We start from the raw sequence: 19890 nt of genomic DNA, 5'->3' as shown, positions 1-19890 counted from the left end.
AAGAAGAATATTGTTGCATATGTATTGTTGCATACGACACAGCATAATTGTGCGCCCGTCAAAATATGCGAGACCGGGCCGCCAGCGCGCCGCGCTATCGGGCGGCGACAACCAGTATAATGCTCGGTTCATATCCACTATTGGCCGCACATCATGCAAGATAAATATAGTCCCGCCGACGTCGAACAAGCCGCCCAATCGCACTGGAAGGCGATCGACGCCTATAAAGCCGTCGAACACGACCCGCGTTTCCCAAAAGGCAAGTATTTTGCCTGCTCGATGCTGCCTTACCCTTCGGGCAAGCTGCACATGGGTCACGTGCGCAACTATACGATCAACGACGTGATGTACCGCTACCTGCGCATGAATGGCTACAACGTGCTCATGCCGATGGGCTGGGATGCCTTCGGCATGCCGGCGGAAAACGCGGCCATGGCCAACAACGTGCCGCCCGCGCAATGGACGTACTCGAATATCGCCCACATGAAGCAGCAGATGGAATCGATGGGCCTGGCCATCGACTGGTCGCGCGAAATGACCGCCTGCAAGCCCGAATACTACAAATGGAACCAGTGGATGTTCCTCAAGATGCTGGAAAAAGGCATCATCTACAAAAAGACCGGTACCGTGAACTGGGATCCGATCGACCAGACCGTGCTGGCCAACGAGCAAGTCGTCGACGGCCGCGGCTGGCGTTCGGGCGCGCTGATCGAAAAGCGCGAAATCCCCATGTACTACGCGCGCATCACCGATTACGCGGAAGAATTGCTGGCCTATGTGGATGACAAGCTGCCGGGCTGGCCCGAGCGCGTGCGCACCATGCAGACCAACTGGATCGGCAAGTCGACGGGCGTGCGCTTCGCCTTCCCGCATGAGATCAAGGACGCGAATGGCGCCCTGATCGGCGACGGCAAGCTGTATGTGTTTACCACGCGTCCGGACACCGTCATGGGCGTGACCTTCTGCGCCGTGGCCGCCGAGCACCCGCTGGCCATCCACGCCGCGCAAAGCAATCCTGCGCTGGCCGCCTTCAACGCCGAATGCAAGCTCGGTTCCGTGATCGAAGCGGATATGGCAACGATGGAGAAGAAGGGCATGCCGACCGGCCTGTTCGTCACCCATCCGCTGACGGGCGCACAGGTGGAAGTGTGGGTCGGCAACTACGTGCTGATCACCTACGGCGATGGCGCCGTGATGGGCGTGCCGGCGCACGACGAGCGCGATTTCGGCTTTGCCAAGAAATACGACCTGCCGATCAAGCAAGTCATCGAAGTCAAGGGCCAGGAATTTTCGACGGACGCGTGGCAGGAATCGTATGGCAGCAAGGATGGCGTCTGCGTCGCCTCCGGCAAATACGACGGCCTGCATTTCGCTTCCGCCGTCGATGCGGTGGCCGCCGACCTGGCCGAACTGGGCCTGGGCGAAAAGAAAACCACGTTCCGCCTGCGCGACTGGGGCATCTCGCGCCAGCGCTACTGGGGCACGCCGATCCCGATGATCCATTGCGCCGATTGCGGCGTGGTGCCGGTGCCGGAAAAAGACTTGCCGGTGGTGCTGCCGGAAGACTGCGTGCCGGACGGCACGGGCAATCCGCTGAACAAATACGAAGCTTTCCTCAAGTGCGACTGCCCGCAGTGCGGCAAGCCGGCGCGCCGCGAGACGGACACCATGGATACCTTCGTCGATTCGTCGTGGTACTACATGCGCTATACCTCGCCAGGCAGCAATGACGCCATGGTCGACGCGCGCAATGACTACTGGATGCCGATGGACCAGTACATCGGCGGCATCGAACATGCCGTCATGCATTTGCTGTACGCGCGCTTCTGGACCAAGATCATGCGCGACTTCGGCCTGGTCAAGTTCGACGAGCCGTTCGTCAACCTGCTGACGCAGGGCATGGTGCTCAACGAAACCTACTTCCGCAAGGACGCGGTGGGCAAGACTACCTGGTTCAACCCGGACGACGTGCGCCTGTCCCTCGATGACAAGGGCCGTCCGCAAAGCGCCGTCCTGGTGGCCGACGGCCAGCCGGTGGAAATCGGCGGCACGGAAAAAATGTCGAAGTCGAAGAACAACGGCATCGACCCGCAAGCGCAGATCGAGCAGTACGGCGCCGACACGGCCCGTCTGTTCACCATGTTCGCTTCGCCGCCGGAACAGACGCTGGAATGGTCGGGCAGCGGCGTCGAAGGCGCGAACCGCTTCCTGCGCCGCGTGTGGAACTTCGGCTACGCCCAGTCGGCCACGATCCAGGCCGCACTGGCTGGCGGCGCCGCACCTGCCACGGGCGACGCGCAGAAAAACCTGCGCCGCGAATTGCACAAGCTGCTGCAGCAAGCCGATTACGACTTGAAGCGCATCCAGTACAACACCGTGGTGTCGGCCTGCATGAAGATGCTCAACACCCTGGAATCGGCCAAGCTCGATGACAGCGCGCAGTCGAAAGCGCTGATCGCCGAAGGTTTCTCCATCTTCCTGCGCCTGCTGAACCCCGTCGCGCCGCACATCACCCACGTGCTGTGGCAGGAACTGGGCTACGCTGGCGTGCACGGCGACCTGTTGAACGTCGCCTGGCCGCAGGTCGACCCGCAAGCATTGGAACAGTCCGAGATCGAGATGATGATCCAGGTGAACGGCAAGCTGCGCGGCTCGATCACGGTGTCCAAGGATGCGGACAAGGCCAGCATCGAAGCGGCTGCGCTGGCCTGCGAAAGTGTGCAGAAGTACGTCGAGACCACGCCGAAGAAGATCATCGTCGTGCCAGGCAAGTTAATCAGCATCGTGGTGTAATCATGACGACTTCCTCTCAAGTATCGCTGTTGGGCCGCCGTGCCGTGCTGGCGCTGGGCCTGACTGTCCTGCTGTCGGCCTGCGGCTTTCACTTGCGCGGCTCGAACGGCAGTTTCATGCTGCCGTTCGCGACGATGTACATCGGCTTGCCCGACACGTCGCCGCTGGCGATCAGCCTGAAACGCTATATCCGCGCCATTGGCAGCACGGAGGTGGTGAACACCAAGGATGGCGCCGACGCCGTCCTTGAAGTGCTCAACGACCCGGAGAGGAATCGTACCAAGACCATTTTGTCGCTGAACCCTAACGGCCGCGTGCAAGAGTACCAACTCGGCTACTCGATCAATTTCCGCGTGGTGGACAAGGCCGGCAACCAGTTGCTGGCACCGACGACCATCAGCCTGGTGCGCCCGATTACCTTCGACGAATCGCAGGTACTGGCCAAGGAAACGGAAGAAGCGGCGCTGTACCGCGACATGCGCAACGACCTGGTGCAGCAGATCATGCGCCGCCTGGCAGCCATCAAGCCGGTGCTGCCGGCCATGTCGGTGGCGCCCGTGGCGCCCGTGACGCCGGTCGCGCCGCAGCAGTAACGGGGACGCCATGCAATTGCGGATAGACGCGCTCGATGGGCATGTGGCCAAGCCGCTGGCGCAGCTGTATGTGATCACCAGCGACGAACACTTGCTGGCGCTGGAAGCGGCCGACAAGATCCGCCGCGCGGCGCGTGCGCAGGGGTACTCCGAGCGCGACGTGCTGACGGTGGAGCGCAGCTTCAAGTGGGGAGAATTGCTGGCCGCGAACCAGGAGCTGTCGCTGTTCGGCGACAAGAAAATGATCGAGCTGCGCATCCCCACCGGCAAGCCGGGCAAGGATGGCGGAGCGGCGCTGCAAAGCTACGCGAAAAATCTCAGTCCAGACAACCTGACCCTGATCACCTTGCCCAAGCTGGATTGGGCGACGCAAAAGGCGGCCTGGGTCGCCAGCCTGCAGCAGGCGGCCGTGTATATCGACATTCCGAATGTGGAACGGGCGCAGTTGCCTGCCTGGATATCCCAGCGCCTGGCGGCGCAGGGGCAAAGCGCCGAACGTGCCAGCATCGACTTCATCGCCGAACGGGTGGAAGGCAATTTGCTGGCGGCGCACCAGGAAATCCAGAAACTGGGCTTGCTGCATGCCGCGGGCAAGCTGACGTACGAGCAAGTGCAGGACGCGGTGCTGAACGTGGCCCGCTACGATGTCTTCAAGCTGTCCGAAGCCATGCTGGCCGGCGACCCGGCGCGCCTGGTGCGCATGCTTGAAGGCTTGAAAGGCGAGGGCGAGGCGCTGCCGCTGGTCTTGTGGGCCGTCTCCGAAGAAATCCGCACGCTGTTAAAATTGAAGGCCGGCATGGCGCAAGGGCGTCCATTGGGCGCGCTGCTGAAGGAATACCGCATCTGGGGGCCGCGCGAGCGGATGATGGAACCGGCTCTGCGGCGCATTTCGCTACCCGTGCTGGAAGCGGCGCTGCAGCAGGCGGCGCAGGTGGACAAGATGATCAAGGGCTTGCGCGCCAAGGGCTACGCGGGCGATGCCTGGGATGCCATGCTGCAGCTGGGCCTGAAGATCGCCCGAGGCTAGTTTTTTACTATATGGATACGAGCATGGACATCACAGAATATATGCAGGACGTGGGCACGCGCGCGCGCGCCGCCTCGCGCGCCATGGCGCGTGCCGACAGCGCCACGCGCAACCGTGCCTTGAGCCTGATCGCCGCCGCCATCGTGCGCGATGCCGATCTGCTGCGCGCGGCCAACCAGCGCGACCTCGATGCGGCCGCCGCCGCCGGCCTGGCGCCGGCCATGCTCGACCGCCTGACCCTGTCCGACTCTGCCATTGCCACCATGGTCGAGGGCTTGACGCAGATCGTGTCGCTGGCCGACCCGATCGGCGAAATCTCGAACATGAAATTCCGCCCAACGGGCATCCAGGTGGGGCAGATGCGCGTGCCGCTGGGCGTCATCGGCATCATCTATGAAGCCCGTCCGAACGTGACGGTGGACGCGGCCGGCCTGTGCATCAAGAGCGGCAACGCGACGATCTTGCGCGGCGGCTCGGAAGCGATACACTGCAACCGCGCGCTGGCCAAGCTGGTGGCCGAGGGCTTGCAGGGAGCAGGCCTGCCGGCCGATGCCGTGCAAGTCATCGACACCACCGACCGCGCCGCCGTCGGCGCTCTCATCACCATGCCGCAGTACGTGGACGTCATCGTGCCGCGTGGCGGCAAGGGCCTGATCGCGCGGCTGATGAGCGAGGCTACCGTGCCGATGATCAAGCACCTCGATGGCATCTGCCACGTCTACATCGACGCCAAGGCCGATATCAGGAAGGCGATCGATATCGGCTTCAACGCGAAGTGCCACCGCTACGGCACCTGCAACACCATGGAAACCCTGCTGGTGTCGCGCGCCATCGCCGCTACCGTGCTGCCGCAGCTGGCCGAACTGTACCTGACCAAGCAGGTGGAACTGCGCGCCGATCCGGAAAGCCATGCGATCCTGGCTGCCGCCGCTTATCCGCACCTGGTGCCCGCCACCGAGGAAGACTGGTCCACCGAATACCTGGCGGCGATCCTGTCGGTGAAAGTGGTCGACGGCATCGACGAAGCGATGGACCACATCAACCAGTATTCGTCCAAGCATACGGAATCGATCATCACGGAAGACTACAGCGATGCGCTGCGCTTCCTGCGCGAAGTCGATTCCGCCTCGGTGATGGTGAACGCGTCGACGCGTTTCGCCGACGGCTTCGAATATGGCCTGGGCGCCGAGATCGGCATCTCGAACGACAAACTGCATGCGCGCGGCCCGGTGGGACTGGAAGGTTTGACCTCGCTCAAGTACGTGGTCTTTGGCCACGGCGAAGTACGTAAATAGTCTCTTTCGCGGGCTGCCCACAAGGCGGCCCGTGCTCTCGTTTCTCTCCACCTCCGACACTGGAAACCCCATGCTCTTTCTCTGGACCAAAGCCTTCCACATCATCTTCGTCATGTCCTGGTTTGCCGGCCTGTTTTACTTGCCGCGCATCTTCGTGAACCTGGCGATGGAGACGGAAACGGTGGCCACCGAGCGCCTGCTGCTGATGGCGCGCAAGCTGTACCGTTTCATGTCGCTGCTGGCGCTGCCGGCCATGGTGCTGGGGCTGGCGTTGATGTGGATGCTGTACGGCGGGGGCGAGGGCCGCATGAAGATGCCGGGCTGGATGCACGCCAAGCTGACGTTCGTGGTGCTGCTGCTCGGCTATCACCATGCCTGCGGTTCCATCCTGCGCAAGTTTGAAAAAGGTCTCAACAAGCGCAGCCACACCTGGTTCCGCTGGTTTAATGAAGTGCCGGTGGTGATGCTGCTGGCCGTCGTCGTGCTGGTCGTGGTCAAGCCTTTCTAAGGGAGTCGAGATGAGTGCAAGTCAGAGCAAAGTCGTGCAGTATTTCTTCGCCCCCCACTCGCCATGGACCTATCTGGGTCATGCGCGCCTGATGGCCATTGCCGCGAAGACTGGTGCCCAGATCGACGTGCGCCCTTTTGACCTGGGCAAGGTCTTCAGTGTCTCGGGCGGCCTGCCGCTGGCCAAGCGCGCACCGCAGCGCCAGGCGTACCGCCTGGCAGAATTGGCGCGCTGGTCGGCCTTTTTGCAGGTGCCATTGACCTTGCAGCCCAAGTTCTTCCCCGTGTCGCCGGAAGCTTCTGCCAAGCTGATCATCGCCACGCGCCTGGCGCACGGCGTGGAAGCATCGCTGAACCTGGCGCACGCCATCATGCGCGGCCTGTGGGCTGAAGAGCGCAACATCGGCGACGAGGAAACCCTGGTGCAGATCGCGCTGGATGCCGGTTTCGATGGCCGCCAGTTGCTGAAAACGTCGGAAACGGCCAGCGTGCAGGCCGAATACGATGCCAATACGGAAGCGGCCACCGCCGCCAGCGTCTTCGGTTCGCCGTGGTATATCGTCGATGGCGAAGGGTACTGGGGCCAGGACCGCCTCGATTTTGTCGAACGGGCGCTGGAGAAGTTGTAGATCGGATTAGCGCTGCGCGCGTAATCCGACAGGTTTTGAAATTTTTAGTTAATTGTTTTTCAACGGATAAAAGGTACACCATGGCTTCATATTTTTGCCCATGCCCGCGCGGCATGGAAGCGGCGCTGGCCGAGGAACTGGGCGAGATCGCCCAGGATAGTGCGACCATGAAGGTCCACAACCAGGTACCGGGCGGCGTACACTGCTCGGGCGACCTGCTGGACTCCTATCGCATCAACCTGCATTCGCGCATCGCCTCGCGCGTGCTGATGCGCATGGCCCATTCCGGCTACAAGACGGAAAACGATATCTATGACCTGACCCTGGCGCAATCCTGGGAAGACTGGTTCGGCGTGCACCACACGATCCGCGTCGACGTCACGGCCGTCAAATCGCCGCTGCGCAGCCTGGAATTCACGACCTTGAAAATCAAGGATGCGATTTGCGACCGCTTCCGCGACCAGTTCAACGAGCGCCCATCGGTCAACACCAAGACGCCGGACATGCGCATCGTCGGCTTCCTCGACGCACACACGTTTACCGTCTACCTCGACACCTCGGGCGAGGCCTTGTTCAAGCGCGGCTGGCGCGAAGAGACGGGCGACGCGCCGCTGCGCGAAAACCTGGCCGCCGGCCTGCTGCGCGTGTCGGGCTGGAAGCCCGGCATGGTGCTGTTCGACCCGATGTGCGGTTCCGGCACCATCCTGGCCGAAGCGGCGCAAATGCTGCAGGGGATTCCACCGGGCGCCTCGCGCCAGTTCGCGTTTGAAAACTTCCACGACTTCGATCCGGCGCCGTGGAATGCCATGAAAAACGCCATCAAGGTCAATCCGCTGCCAGCCGAACCGACCATTTTCGGCAGCGACATCTCGGGCGACATGGTCGCCATGACGCGGCATAACCTGCGCTGCGCCGGCGTGCGCTTCGACGTGCCCTTGAAACAGATCGAGGCGCAGGAAGTCAAGCCGCCAAGCGAGGTGCCGGGCATCATGCTGACCAACCCGCCGTACGGCGAGCGTATCGGCGTGCGTGGCGACAGCACCATCCCGGAAGATGAATTGTCGACTTCCTTCTATTCAGCCATGGGCACGACCCTGAAGCAGCGTTTCGCCGGCTGGACCGTGTTCCTGTTCACGGCCGACCTGGGCCTGCCCAAGCTGCTGCGTTTGAAGGAAGCGCGCAAGACGCCTTTCTTCAATGGCGCGCTGGAATGCCGTCTGTTCCGCTTTGACATGGTCGCAGGCTACAACCGCCGTGAAGAAGCCAAGCCCAAACCACAGCAGTAAGCGTTCACCGTAAGACACCCGCAGTAACCCCGCGCGCGGACTGAAATTGGTCCGCGCGCCACTTTGGACCCGCCATGTTTCCCACCCCTCCGGCCGATGTGCCGCCCGACCCGGTTACCCCCGTTCCGCCTCCCACGCCGAGCCACATGGCGCCGCTGAGCCGCGGTGCGCTGGCGATGATGCTGGCCGGGCTGTCGATGCTGGGGCCCCTGTCGATCGACACGTATCTGCCCGCGTTTGGGGCGATCCAGGGTTCGCTGCAGGCGTCGCCGCTGGAAGTGCAGCAGTCGCTGACGTTCTATATGCTGGCCTTTGCCGGCATGGTGCTGTGGCATGGCGCGATCTCGGATACCTTCGGCCGGCGCAACGTCATTCTCGTGTCCCTGCTGATGTTTGCGATCGGCTCGCTCGGCTGCGCCTCGGCGCACACGGTGCACTATCTGTGGTTCTTCCGCATCATGCAGGGCGTCTCGGCCGGCGCCGGCGTGGTGATCAGCCGCGCCATCATTCGCGACCTGTATGCCGATGCGGCGGCGGCGCGGCTGCTGTCGCTGGTGACGATGATCTTTTCCATCGCCCCGGCCGTGGCGCCGATTCTCGGCGGCTGGATCGTCATCTGGTTCGACTGGCGCTCGATCTTCCTGTTCCTCGCCTTTTACACGGTGGTGCTGCTGGCGTTCTGCTACTGGCGCCTGCCCGAAACCCTGCCTTTGGCCAAGCGCCAGCCGTTCAATCCCCGTTTCCTTGCATCGAGCTATGGCCAGATCCTGCGCTCGCCCCTGTTCCACATCAAGGCCGGCATCGTCGCCCTCAATTTCGCGGGCCTGTTCCTGTTCATCACGGCCGCGCCGGAAATGCTGCCCAGGCAGCTGGGCCTGGGGCCATCGCAATTCGGCTGGCTGTTCATTCCCTGCGTGAGCGGCATCTTCATGGGCGCTGCGGCGGCCAACCGCATCGCCGGCAAGGTCACGTTCGCGCGCCAGATCGGCATCGGCTTTGCCTTTCTGCTGTGCGCCGCCAGCGTCAATGTCGTGTATCACCTGTTCCTGCCGCCATCCTTGCCCTGGTCGGTGCTGCCCCTGTTCTTCTACACTTTCGGCATGTCGCTGGTGGGACCCGGCGCGACCCTGCTGGCGCTCGATCTGTTCCCGCATATCCGCGGCACGGTGGCCTCGTGCCAGTCGTTTGCCAGCACCATGCTCGGCGCCGTGGTGGCCGGCGTGATCTCGCCGCTGCTGTCCAGTTCCGTGCTGTGGCTGGCCTCGGGCCAACTGGCGTTTACGGGCCTGGCGCTGGCGCTGTGGCTGATATCGCGGCGCTTCCGCCACCGTTTGCTAGGTTCCTTCAAGGCATAAGTTTCCACTGTAGAACGCTGGATTTATTTCAACTTAATTTTCTATATTGCAAGTAATATCCGGCGCTTATGATAAGATGAGTTCTTTCCCGGCATCCTCTCAGGCAATAGATTTTTTGGTTACAGGAGTGGAGGATTCCTCTGAACGTGGCCGCGCTTCGCTGCTGAGCGCTCATCCTTTTCGAACCGGCAATGCCTGATACGATGCATCAATCTGATCAAGATATTCGCAATCGCCTGCTGATTGCCCGCCTGCCGGCCATGCCGCAGATCCTCCTCAAGCTGATCGCCCACCTGCAGGCCGACGATGCCGGCATGCCGGAGCTGGCCGCCCTGATTGCCAAGGATGCGGGCATGACCAGCAAGATCCTCGGCGTGGCCAACAGCTCGGCCTATCATCGCCAGAGCAAGGTCGTCAGCCTGGAACAATCGCTCGTCTCGCTGGGCACGGACATGATCAAGACGCTGGTCATCAGCGAATCCGTCTTCCAGACCTTCAACAGCTTCCCCCATTCCGGCAGCACGGATTTGCGCGCCTTCTGGAAAAGTTCGCTGTCGGCCGCCGTCATGGCGCGCGCGCTGGCCAAGGCCATGGCCTATCCGCATGTCGAGGAAGCGTATCTGGCAGGATTGCTGCACAATGTGGGCCGCCTTGCCTTGCTGGCCACGGCGCCGAAGGAATACGCCTTCAATTTCACGGCGCGCGACGATGCCGCCCTGTGTGCGGTGGAGCAGCGCACCTTGCAGATCACGCATGCCGAAGCGGGCGCCTGGCTGATCGAGCGCTGGCATCTCGATTCCTTCCTGGCCGACAGCGTGCTGTATCACCATGAACCGCTGGCGCGCCTGGAAGCGAGCCATCCCCTGATCCGCATCGTGCGCCTGGCACACCTGCTGTGCAGCCATGCCGACGATGCGGACGAGGCCGAGTCCATCACGCAGGCGGCAAGCCTGTGCGCGCTGGATGTCGAGGTACTGGAAGACCTGGCCGGCAGCGTCGCGCGCCAGGTGGAGCAGGCCGCGCAGCACCTGGGCATCGACCTGGCCGGCGCGGATGATATCGCCACGCCGCCCGCGTATGCGCCGCCGTCCGTCGATCCGGTGCAGCAGCGCCTGTCCGACGAAGTGCGCAACATGGTGCTGGTGTCCGAAGTGGGGCAGACTTTCGCCCGCCAACAGGGCGAGAGCAGCCTGCTGGAAGCCATCACGCGCTCGGCGCGCATCCTGTTCGATTTCGACACCGCCATCATCCTGCTGCAAAACCCCACCGGTCATGCGCTGGTGGGCGTGGCGGCGGGCGAGCATCAGCAGCGTCTGGCGGGGTTCTCGATCCCGCTGGCCAAGGGCGGCCCGCTGGCCGCCTCGGCGCTGGAGTGCCAGTTGGCGTTCCTGAAACGCGACATGCCGGCGCTGGGCATCGTCGAGGAGCAGCTGTTCCGCATTCTCGGTACCGACAGCCTGGTCTGCGTGCCTTTGGTGGCGGGCCAGCGCAGCCTGGGCGTGCTGATTGGCGGCGTGGCGGCGTGGCAGATTCCCGCTTGCCAGAAGCGCGAGGGTTTCCTGCGCGCGTATGCCAACCAGGCCGCCACGGCGCTGGAAACGGCCATCAGCGCGCGCGGTCTGGCGCGGCGCCAGCTCGATCACGTGGCCGAGGAATACCGCGCCGCGTCGCGCCGCGTCGTGCATGAAGTGAATAACCCGCTGTCCATCATCAAGAATTACCTGAGCGTGCTCGATCACAAGCTGGAGAAGCAGGAGCCGGTCACGGGCGAGATGTCGATCCTGAACGAGGAAATCGACCGGGTCGGCCAGTTGATCAGCGGCCTGGCCGATCTGCAGCCGGTGGCTGCCAGTGGCGTCACCGATTGCGCGCGCGTGGTCGACGACGTGCTGCGCCTGTTCCGCGCCACCGACTTCCTGCCGTCGAAGATCGAAGTGGTCACGCGCATGCAGGACGCGCCATGCGAGGTGGAGGCCGATGCCGACACGCTCAAGCAAATCCTGCTCAACCTGCTGAAAAATGCCGTCGAAGCCCTGCCCGATGGCGGGCGCATCGAAGTGTCTAACCGTGGCCACGTCAACCGCGACCGCCGCCTGTACCTGGAGCTGTGCGTCAGCGACAATGGCGCCGGCCTGTCTCCCGACGTGCTGGCCAATCTGTTTTCCCCTGTGCGCAGCAGCAAGGAAGGGGCGCATCACGGCCTGGGTTTGTCCATCGTGCATGACCTGGTCACGCGCCTGCATGGCATGATCGGCTGCCGCAGCAGCAAGTCCGGCACCTCGTTTGAAATCTTACTGCCCATTCCCTTGCCGACGAGCGCTGCAGCCGCGCTGCCCGCGCCGGGCAATACCGCCTTGTCTTCGTAACGTCCATGAACTCCTCCGCCATTCCGTTTGACCTGGAAAACAGCCCGCGCATCCTGCTGGTCGACGACGAGCCCCGTTTGCTCGCTTCCCTCCACGAACTGCTGAAGGACCGCGGCTACCAGCTGCACACGGCCACCTGCGGCAGCGAAGCGCTGGCGCAGTTGTCGAAACTGCGCTTCGACCTGATCCTGCTCGATCTGCGCCTGCCCGACATGAGCGGCCATGAAATCATGGACCATATCAACCGGCGCGGCATCGAGGGCGACGTGATCGTCATGAGCGGCGACGTCGGCATCGAGGCGGCCATCGGCGCCCTGAAGCGTGGCGCCTACGATTATCTGCGCAAGCCGTACAGCCGCGAGGAGCTGCTCAAGACGGTGGAGAATGCGCTGCAAAAGCGCAAGCTGGCGCTGGAGAACGAGCGCATCGCGCTGCAGCTGGAAAACTCGGAAAAGATGTACCGCTACCTGGTCGACAGCTCGCCCGACATCATCTATACCCTGAACCACGAAGGCCGCATCACCTTCATCAACGACAGGGTGCACCAGTTGCTGGGCTTTAGCCGCGAAGAGCTGATCGGCAGCCATTATTCCATCCTCGTGCACGATGAAGACCAGGAGCGGGCGCGCTATGCCTTCAATGAGCGCCGCCTCGACGAGCGGGCCTCGCGCAATGTGGAACTGCGCCTGAAGTGCCATAGCGGCAGCGGCAGCGACCGTACCTTCAACAACACGCTGATGACGATTCCGCTCAATTCGATCGGCATGCACAGCCACGATCAGGACGCGAAAAAGCAGGAGTACTTCGGCACCTACGGCGTGGCGCGCGACATCACCGACCGCAAGCGTGCCGAGGAAGTCATCTCCTACCAGGCCTACCACGACATCCTGACGGACCTGCCGAACCGCATGCTGTTCAAGGACCGCCTGGGCCTGGCCGTGATCCAGGCGCGGCGCAAGCTGACGGAATTGGCCGTGATGTTCATCGACCTTGATCGTTTTAAACTGGTCAACGATACCCTGGGCCATGTGAAGGGCGACGAACTGCTGCAGCAGGTGGCGCTGCGCCTGAAGGATTGTCTGCGCCGCGGCGATACCCTGGCGCGCCAAGGCGGCGATGAATTCACCATCGTGCTGCCGGAACTGCGCGACCGCCAGGATGCGCGCCTGATCGCCGACAAATTCCTCGAATGCCTGCACCAGCCGTTCGACCTCGATGGCAACCAGGTGCATATCTCGGCTTCGATCGGCATCGCCATCTATCCGGGCGATGGCGAGACCATCGACGAGCTGCTGCGCCACGCCGACATCGCCATGTACCAGGTCAAGGCGCTGGGCAAGAATGGCCACAGTTTTTATCACGAGTCCATGCTCGACGTGTCGCACCAGAAGATCGCCCTCGAGCAGAGCCTGCGCAAGGCGCTGGAGCTGAACCAGCTGGAGATGTATTACCAGCCGCAGGTGGACGTGATGACGGGCCGCATCGTTGGCGCCGAAGGCCTGATGCGCTGGAACCACCCGCAGCGGGGATTGCTGACGGCTGGCGAATTTTTGCCGTTCGCCGAGGAAAATGGCTTGATGCTGCCGATCTCGGACTGGATGCTGGGCGCCCTGTGCCGCGACCTGGTGCAGTGGAACGCGGCCGGCGGCGAAGCCGTGCGCCTGTCGCTCAATTTGTCGCCGCAATACCTGGACCGGGGCGACTTTTTCGAGAAGATGCGCGGCGCGCTGACGCGCTATGGCATCGCGCCTGAAAAGATCGAAGTGGAAATCACGGAAAACATCTGCATCCGCAACCCGCAGTATGCGATCGAGCAGTTGAACAAGCTGTGCCAGCTGGGCGTATCGGTCGCCATCGACGATTTCGGCACCGGCTATTCCTCGCTGTCGTACCTGCACCGCTTCCCCATCCACACCATCAAGATCGACCAGTCGTTTGTGAAGGAAATCCACGACGAGCACGGGCACTACCCCGTCATCCTGGCCATCATCTCGATCGCGCGCGGCCTGGGCCTGCACCTGATCGCCGAGGGCGTGGAAACGGAAGGACAGGCGCGCTACCTGCAGGACAAGGGTTGCACCACGATGCAGGGCTATCTGTACCACCGGCCCATTTCGCTGGGCAGTTTCATCGGCGTGCTGCAGGAACAGAACCGCCTGATCGCCAACGCCGGCCCCGCGTTGTCCCAGACGCTGGCCATCGAGGCTTGACCGTGCCGCTTGCCGACCCCCGCTACACGGCTGCTCATTACACGGCTGACTACCTGCGCCTGAAAGGACTGGCCGAGAAGGGCAATGCGAACGCCCAGCACAGCCTGGGTTTCATGCATTTCAATGGCCAGGGGATAGAACAAAGCTATGCGCTTGCCTTGCACTGGTATGGCCTGGCCGCCGCGCAGGGGCTCGAACACGCGCAATACAACCTGGGCGTGATGTGCCAGAAGGGGCAGGGCGTGCCGCAGGATTTTGCGCAGGCGGCGCACTGGTACCAGCAGGCGGCCGAGCAGGGCTACGCGGCGGCGCAATACAACCTGGGCTGGCTGTATGCCAAGGGCCAGGGGCTCGCGCAAGATAGCGCACTAGCCATGCTGTGGTTCAGCCGCGCGGCGGAACAGGGCGACGCGGGCGCGCAGAATAATCTGGGCATGATGTATGACAATGGCAAGGGCGTGCCGCAGGACTTCGTGCAAGCCATCGCCTGGTACCGCAAGGCGGCCGACCAGGGTTATGCGCGCGCGCAGTTCAACCTGGGCCTGCGCTACGACAATGGCCAGGGCGTGCGCCAGGACCGCCAGCAAGCGACGGCCTGGATGCGCAAGGCGGCCGAGCAAGGCTATGCGCCGGCCCAGTTCAACCTGGCGCTGCGCTATGAAAATGGCGACGTGCTGCCGCAGGACAGCAGGCAGGCGATCACCTGGTACCGGCGCGCGGCCGAGCAGGGCCACGCCAGTTCGCAGTTCAATCTGGGACTGATCTATGACAATGGCCAGGGCGTGCCCTGCGATAAGCAGGCGGCACTCGAGTGGTACGTGAAGGCGGCTGGCCAGGGGCACGCGGCGGCCCAGCACAACCTGGGCCTGCACCATGAGCATGGCGCGCAGGACTATACCCGGGCGCAGGTGTTCTACCGCCAGGCGGCAGGGCAGGGCTTTCCCGCCGCGCAGTACCAGCTGGGACTGTTGCATGAGCATGGACAGGGCATGCCTGCCGATGCGCAGGAAGCCATCTTCTGGTATCGCAAGGCGGCCGACCAGGGACATGTGCGGGCGCAGTTCGACCTGGGTTTGCGTTATGAACATGGCCAGGGCGTGCCGCAGGATCTGTCGCTGGCGCTGGAGTGGTACCGCCGCGCCGCCGAGCAGGATTACGCGCCGGCGCAATACATGCAGGGCGTGTTGCACGACCGCGATGATGGTCCTGCGCCCGACAGCCAGCTGGCCTGCGCCTGTTATTGCCGTGCCGCCGCGCAGGGCCACAGCCTGGCCCAGTTTGCGCTGGGGCTGCGGCATGACAATGGCCAGGACGTGCCGCAGGACTATGCCGCCGCCTGGGACTGGTATGCACTGGCCGCGCGCCAGGGCCATGCGCGGGCACAAATGAATCTGGGCCTGATGGCGGCCAGCGGCCAGGGTGGCCCGCTCGATTTGCAGCAGGCCTACATCTGGCTGTCGATGGCGGCGGCGGCCGGCGTGTCGGGCGCGGAAAAATCCTTGCGCCAGACGGCGGCGCGCATGCGCGAGACGGATCTGGCGCGGGTGCGCGAACAACTGGCGGCGATAGCAGGCTGAACGCCGGCGTTAGCGTGCGCGGATACAACAGCAGGTGCTGTATAGTCCTTTCCCTTCGCCATCTGTGGCGCCCCTTGTTTCCCCCTGGACGCTAAAATTGCTGCGGTATTTGCAGTTTTGATGTGCTAAGGTTCCAGAAGAAGGTGGTCTGTATATTCTTTAGAAAAGGAAAACCATGCGCCTGAACCCTTTCCCTGGCCGTCCGGCCGCCATCCTGTGTGCGCTGGCGTTGCTGTCGTCCGGCGCAGGCGCCGCCGGTCCCCTGGATGCCCTTAGCAACCAGGATGCCAGCAATGGCTTGAAAGCGGCACTGGAAGCCGGTTCGGCCGCTGCCGTTGCCAAGCTGGGCATCGAAAATGGCTTCCTGAACAATGACAAGGTCAAGATCAAGTTGCCCGGCATCCTGGAACAAGCCAAGCCTTTGCTGAAAATGACGGGCCGCGGCCAGCAGCTGGACGACCTGGTGGTGGCGATGAACCGTGCCGCCGAGTCGGCCGTGCCCATGGCCAAGCCCTTGCTGCTCGACGCGGTCAAATCGATGAGCGTGAGCGATGCGAAAAACATCCTGTCCGGTGGCGATACTTCCGTGACGGATTTCTTCCGCCAGAAGACTTCGGCACCGCTGGCCGTCAAATTCCTGCCCATCGTGAAATCCGTTACCGACCGTTCCGGCCTGGCCAGCAAGTACAACAGCACCATGAGCCAGATCGGAAAGACGGGACTGGTGCCGCAGCAGCAATCGACGGTGGAAGGTTATGTCACGGACCGCGCGCTTGACGGCCTGTACCTGATGATCGGCGAGGAAGAAAAAGCCATCCGCAGCAATCCGCTTGCGTATGGCAGCAAGATTATCGGTAAAGTGTTTGGCAGTTTGAAGTGATGGTTCCAGCGTGCCGCACGGCTCCAGGCGGCGTTTGCGCTGAATAGACAGGTGTGGCGCAAGGGAAACAAGTTAAGCATTTGCTACAAGAAAACAATGTTAAAATTCTGCGACATACATTCCTGAGGCATGCTTAAGCAACGATCTGCTGCCCGGGAGTGCCCAGTTTTAGTGGCGAACTGATGCGCGGCATTGCAACATGCCCGTCGGTTGGCCTTTTTTCGTTTCATTCACGTTTCCCCAAGCTCATTGATTTTCTGAATACATTCTCAGGAACTCCAGGTGCAGGATATTTTAGGTAGCCGGATTTGTTAAGCGTACTCAGAAAATCAATCAAATATACCTGGTGTGGCTGTCTGGTGCTTGGCGCGCCTTCGGTGATGGCAGCGACCCCGAATCATGGAGGCCAGTCCGGCTATATCAATATGCCCAGCGCCGTGGTGGAAACGGACGGCACTTTCAGCGTCGGCTACAGCTACGACAGCCCGTATGGCCAGTTATGGGCCACGGCAAATATCCTGCCTTTCCTGCAGATGACGGGACGTTATGTGTCGATCACGGGCATCCCTGGTTTTACCAACGTACCCGGTGAATATGGCAGTGGCTATGGTCGCTACAAGGATAAAGTCGTCGACAGTAAATTGCGCCTGTGGACGGAAACGGAGTGGATGCCATCCGTTGCCGTCGGCATGACGGATCTGTTCGGTACCGAGCTGTTCAAGGGGCAATATGTCGTTGCCACCAAGACATTTGGCGCCAGCAAGAATATCGAAGCGAGCCTGGGCTATGCCCATAAACGCCCGGACGGCGTGTTTGCTGGCGCGCGCTGGACGCCGACGGCGCTGCCGCGCTGGTCGGTGGTGGCCGAATACGATACAACCAATTATCTGCGCGATTTCCGTGCCAGTGAAACGGACGCCGGCAAGCGCCGCAAGGGCGCTTCCGTGGGCCTGGAGTACCGCTGGGGCTGGCTTGCCGTGCAAGCGGCACGCAGCCGCGACCAGTTCAGCGTGAACGCCTTTGTCAGCATTCCGTTTGGCGAGCGCGAGTTCGTCCCCAAGGTGTATGAACCGCCGTATTTCGTGGACGACAAGAATCCGCCACCGCTGCCGAGCAAGGAAGAGTGGCACCGCGACCCAGTGTATGGCGCCGACCTGGTCAATGCCCTGGTAAAACAGGACTACAAGAACATCCGTGTCGAGCAAGAAGGCAATGTCCTCAGCCTGAGCCTGACCAACAGCCGTATTTCAAATATGGGGCGGGCCGTTGGCCGCGCCGCACGCACGGCTGTCGCCTTCACACCGAAGGGCGTGACGACCCTGCGCATCACGTATACCAAGCTGGACCAGCCAATCGCCACCTACGAATTCTTTGACTTGCCAAAACTGAACGACTATCTGGCAGGCAGGATCGACCGCAAGGCCTTCCTCGACGTCGTACTGCTGCGCTATCCGGAGAAAAGCGATGTCATCCGGGACGATCAGCAAGGCTGGCTGCAGGAATTCCTCGATAAGCCGGCGCCCGTCGTTGCCGCCGCGCCCACACCTGCGCCCGCGCCGGCGCTTGCCGCGACTGCCGTTGCGCCAATTGCGTCTGCAGCACCTGCAACCGCCATTTCCGCGCCACCGTCCGCCAGGGCTGCGAATGTCGTTCAGGACGACGGCAAGCTGGCCGTGGGCGTTGGCGTCGATGGCGACGTGGTGCAAATCAAATCGCTGGACCGGGAGGCGAACCGTTTCAAGATCGCTCCCAAGGTGGGCTTCTTCTTCAATGACCCGAGCGGCGCCTTCCGCTATTCGATTTCGGCCGTGGCCAACTACGACCGCCGCCTGGGAGACGGCCTGTACCTGAATAGCGCCGCCAGCCTGCAGTTGCTGGAAACGGTATCGGGCGTCAAGCAGCCATCGAACAGCAATTTGCCGCACGTGCGTACCGATATCGCGGAATATTTGCGCGGCGGACGTTTCTCGCTGAGCCGCGTCTTGCTGAACAAATACAACAATCCCGCCGAGCGCGTGTATACCCGCATGTCGGCTGGCCTGTATGAAGACATGTTCCGCGGTGTGGGCGGTCAGGTGCTATATCTGCCGAAGGATAGCCGCTGGGCGGCCGACGTGGCCGTTGATGCCTTGCAGCAGCGTGGTTTCAAGGGCTTGCTCGATTCGCGCGACTACAAGACGGTGACGGCGATCGGCTCCCTGCATTACCGCTTGCCGCACGATATTACCGTGACGGCGCGCGCAGGCCGCTTCCTGGCCAAAGACACGGGTGTGCGCGTGGAATTCAAGCGCCGCTTCCAGTCCGGCATCGAAGTCGGCGCCTGGTACACGCATACGAATGGCAACGACATCACCAGCCCTGGCACGCCGTCGAAGCCGTACCAGGACCGCGGTATCTTCCTGTCCGTGCCGCTGAACAGCATGTTGCCGATGGATACGCAATCGACGGCCGGCTTTGCCATTGCGCCATGGACGCGCGACGTGGGGCAGATGGTGGCTTCGCCAGGCGACCTGTACGACATGTTCGAGCGCCCGCGCGCCGACATGCACAGCTACGATGGCCTGGGTAACTTTGCCGAGCGCCCGGATGAACAGCACCTGCCTGCCGTCAATCCGCCAGACCGGCCGTTTGTCAGCCCGTGGCCCGCCATGCGCGCGCGCCTGGAACAATCCGCATCCGCTACGCCTAGCGCCCCTGAATGGCTCAAGGCGACGGCGTTGGTCGGCGGCGTGGTGGTGGCTTCCGCGCTGGCCGACAAACCCGTCGACCGTTTCGTCAAGAAACATGAAGATTCCAAGGTCTACCGCAATTGGGACAAGCTGGGCAAAGCCATGCCCTACGCGGCAGTCGGTGCGGCCGCCGCGGCCTTCGCCCTGGGCGATGAGCGCATGCAAAATACGGGACTCATTTCCCTGCAATCGGTTGCCGCGGCAACGGGCGTGGCGGTGGCCGGCAAATATGCGTTTGGCCGCGCCCGTCCTGAGGAAGACCTCGGAACGTGGAGCCGCGTCGGCAGCGGCAATTCCCGCTCGAATTCCTCGTTTCCATCCGCGCATGCCGCGATCGGCTTTGCTGCCGTGACGCCGTTTGCCAAGGAATACGATGCGCCATGGCTGTACAGCGTGGCCGCCGTGGGTTCCGCCGGCCGCGTGTTTGGCCGCAAGCATTGGGTGTCCGACACGGTCGCCGGCGGCATTATCGGCTACGCCATGGGCAGCTGGCTGTGGCAAGCGCAGCGCGACCAGAGCAAATCGGGCCTGTCGATCAATCCCGGACCGAAAGAAATCAGCGTGACCTGGCAGGGCAAGTATTAAGCGGTACATGAAGCTAAAGGCGTGCATTCTGAATTTGAATCGCACACTGACACAACAT

General features: G+C 62.5%; 13 protein-coding genes. All 13 read left to right on the top strand.

The genetic code is table 11. The features are described from left to right. Positions 1-153 precede the first annotated feature (153 nt). The 13 genes from leuS to JAB1_RS22125 all read left to right on the top strand — a co-directional run bounded on the left by leuS (position 154) and on the right by JAB1_RS22125 (position 19832). Positions 154-2793, top strand: coding sequence for a leucine--tRNA ligase (gene leuS / locus JAB1_RS22185; RefSeq protein WP_070254710.1), 2640 nt, complete (start codon positions 154-156; stop codon positions 2791-2793). A 2-nt stretch (positions 2794-2795) separates the two neighbouring features. After that, positions 2796-3386, top strand: coding sequence for an LPS assembly lipoprotein LptE (lptE, locus tag JAB1_RS22180; protein WP_070281769.1), 591 nt, complete (start codon positions 2796-2798; stop codon positions 3384-3386). 10 nt (positions 3387-3396) lie between these two features. Beyond that, entirely contained in the window at positions 3397-4413 is a 1017-nt protein-coding gene (gene holA / locus JAB1_RS22175; protein WP_034778765.1) for a DNA polymerase III subunit delta, read from the top strand. A 23-nt stretch (positions 4414-4436) separates the two neighbouring features. Continuing rightward, positions 4437-5708 (top strand): glutamate-5-semialdehyde dehydrogenase, encoded by a 1272-nt coding sequence (locus JAB1_RS22170; RefSeq protein WP_070281891.1) that lies wholly within the window; start codon positions 4437-4439, stop codon positions 5706-5708. 70 nt (positions 5709-5778) lie between these two features. Beyond that, positions 5779-6216, top strand: coding sequence for a CopD family protein (locus JAB1_RS22165; RefSeq protein ID WP_034745744.1), 438 nt, complete (start codon positions 5779-5781; stop codon positions 6214-6216). Positions 6217-6226: 10 nt separating this feature from the next. After that, positions 6227-6844 (top strand): 2-hydroxychromene-2-carboxylate isomerase, encoded by a 618-nt coding sequence (locus JAB1_RS22160; protein ID WP_034778761.1) that lies wholly within the window; start codon positions 6227-6229, stop codon positions 6842-6844. A 113-nt stretch (positions 6845-6957) separates the two neighbouring features. Further along, positions 6958-8130 carry a class I SAM-dependent RNA methyltransferase gene (locus JAB1_RS22155; RefSeq protein WP_070281768.1) on the top strand — a complete coding sequence of 391 codons (1173 nt, stop codon included), beginning with the start codon at positions 6958-6960 and terminating at the stop codon, positions 8128-8130. Positions 8131-8204: 74 nt separating this feature from the next. Next, positions 8205-9485 (top strand): multidrug effflux MFS transporter, encoded by a 1281-nt coding sequence (locus JAB1_RS22150; RefSeq protein ID WP_217494313.1) that lies wholly within the window; start codon positions 8205-8207, stop codon positions 9483-9485. Positions 9486-9688: 203 nt separating this feature from the next. Then, positions 9689-11851: an HDOD domain-containing protein gene (locus JAB1_RS22145; RefSeq protein ID WP_070281766.1), complete on the top strand. Its 2163-nt coding sequence runs from the start codon at positions 9689-9691 to the stop codon at positions 11849-11851. Between the two features lie 5 nt (positions 11852-11856). Continuing rightward, complete coding sequence (locus JAB1_RS22140; RefSeq protein ID WP_070281765.1) at positions 11857-14061, top strand: EAL domain-containing protein; 2205 nt, start codon at positions 11857-11859, stop codon at positions 14059-14061. A 2-nt stretch (positions 14062-14063) separates the two neighbouring features. Further along, a complete protein-coding gene (locus JAB1_RS22135) occupies positions 14064-15638 on the top strand; it encodes an SEL1-like repeat protein (protein ID WP_070281890.1) in 1575 nt (524 codons plus the stop codon). A gap of 175 nt (positions 15639-15813) precedes the next feature. Continuing rightward, positions 15814-16518: a DUF4197 domain-containing protein gene (locus tag JAB1_RS22130; RefSeq protein ID WP_034778751.1), complete on the top strand. Its 705-nt coding sequence runs from the start codon at positions 15814-15816 to the stop codon at positions 16516-16518. A 380-nt stretch (positions 16519-16898) separates the two neighbouring features. Next, positions 16899-19832 (top strand): YjbH domain-containing protein, encoded by a 2934-nt coding sequence (locus tag JAB1_RS22125; RefSeq protein WP_071653395.1) that lies wholly within the window; start codon positions 16899-16901, stop codon positions 19830-19832. Positions 19833-19890 lie beyond the last annotated feature (58 nt).

It is taken from the genome of Janthinobacterium sp. MP5059B (assembly GCF_001758645.1).
Lineage (GTDB): Bacteria > Pseudomonadota > Gammaproteobacteria > Burkholderiales > Burkholderiaceae_D > Janthinobacterium > Janthinobacterium lividum.
Note: the sequence above shows the minus strand (reverse complement) of the source record. Positions and strands in the feature narration are given on the sequence as shown.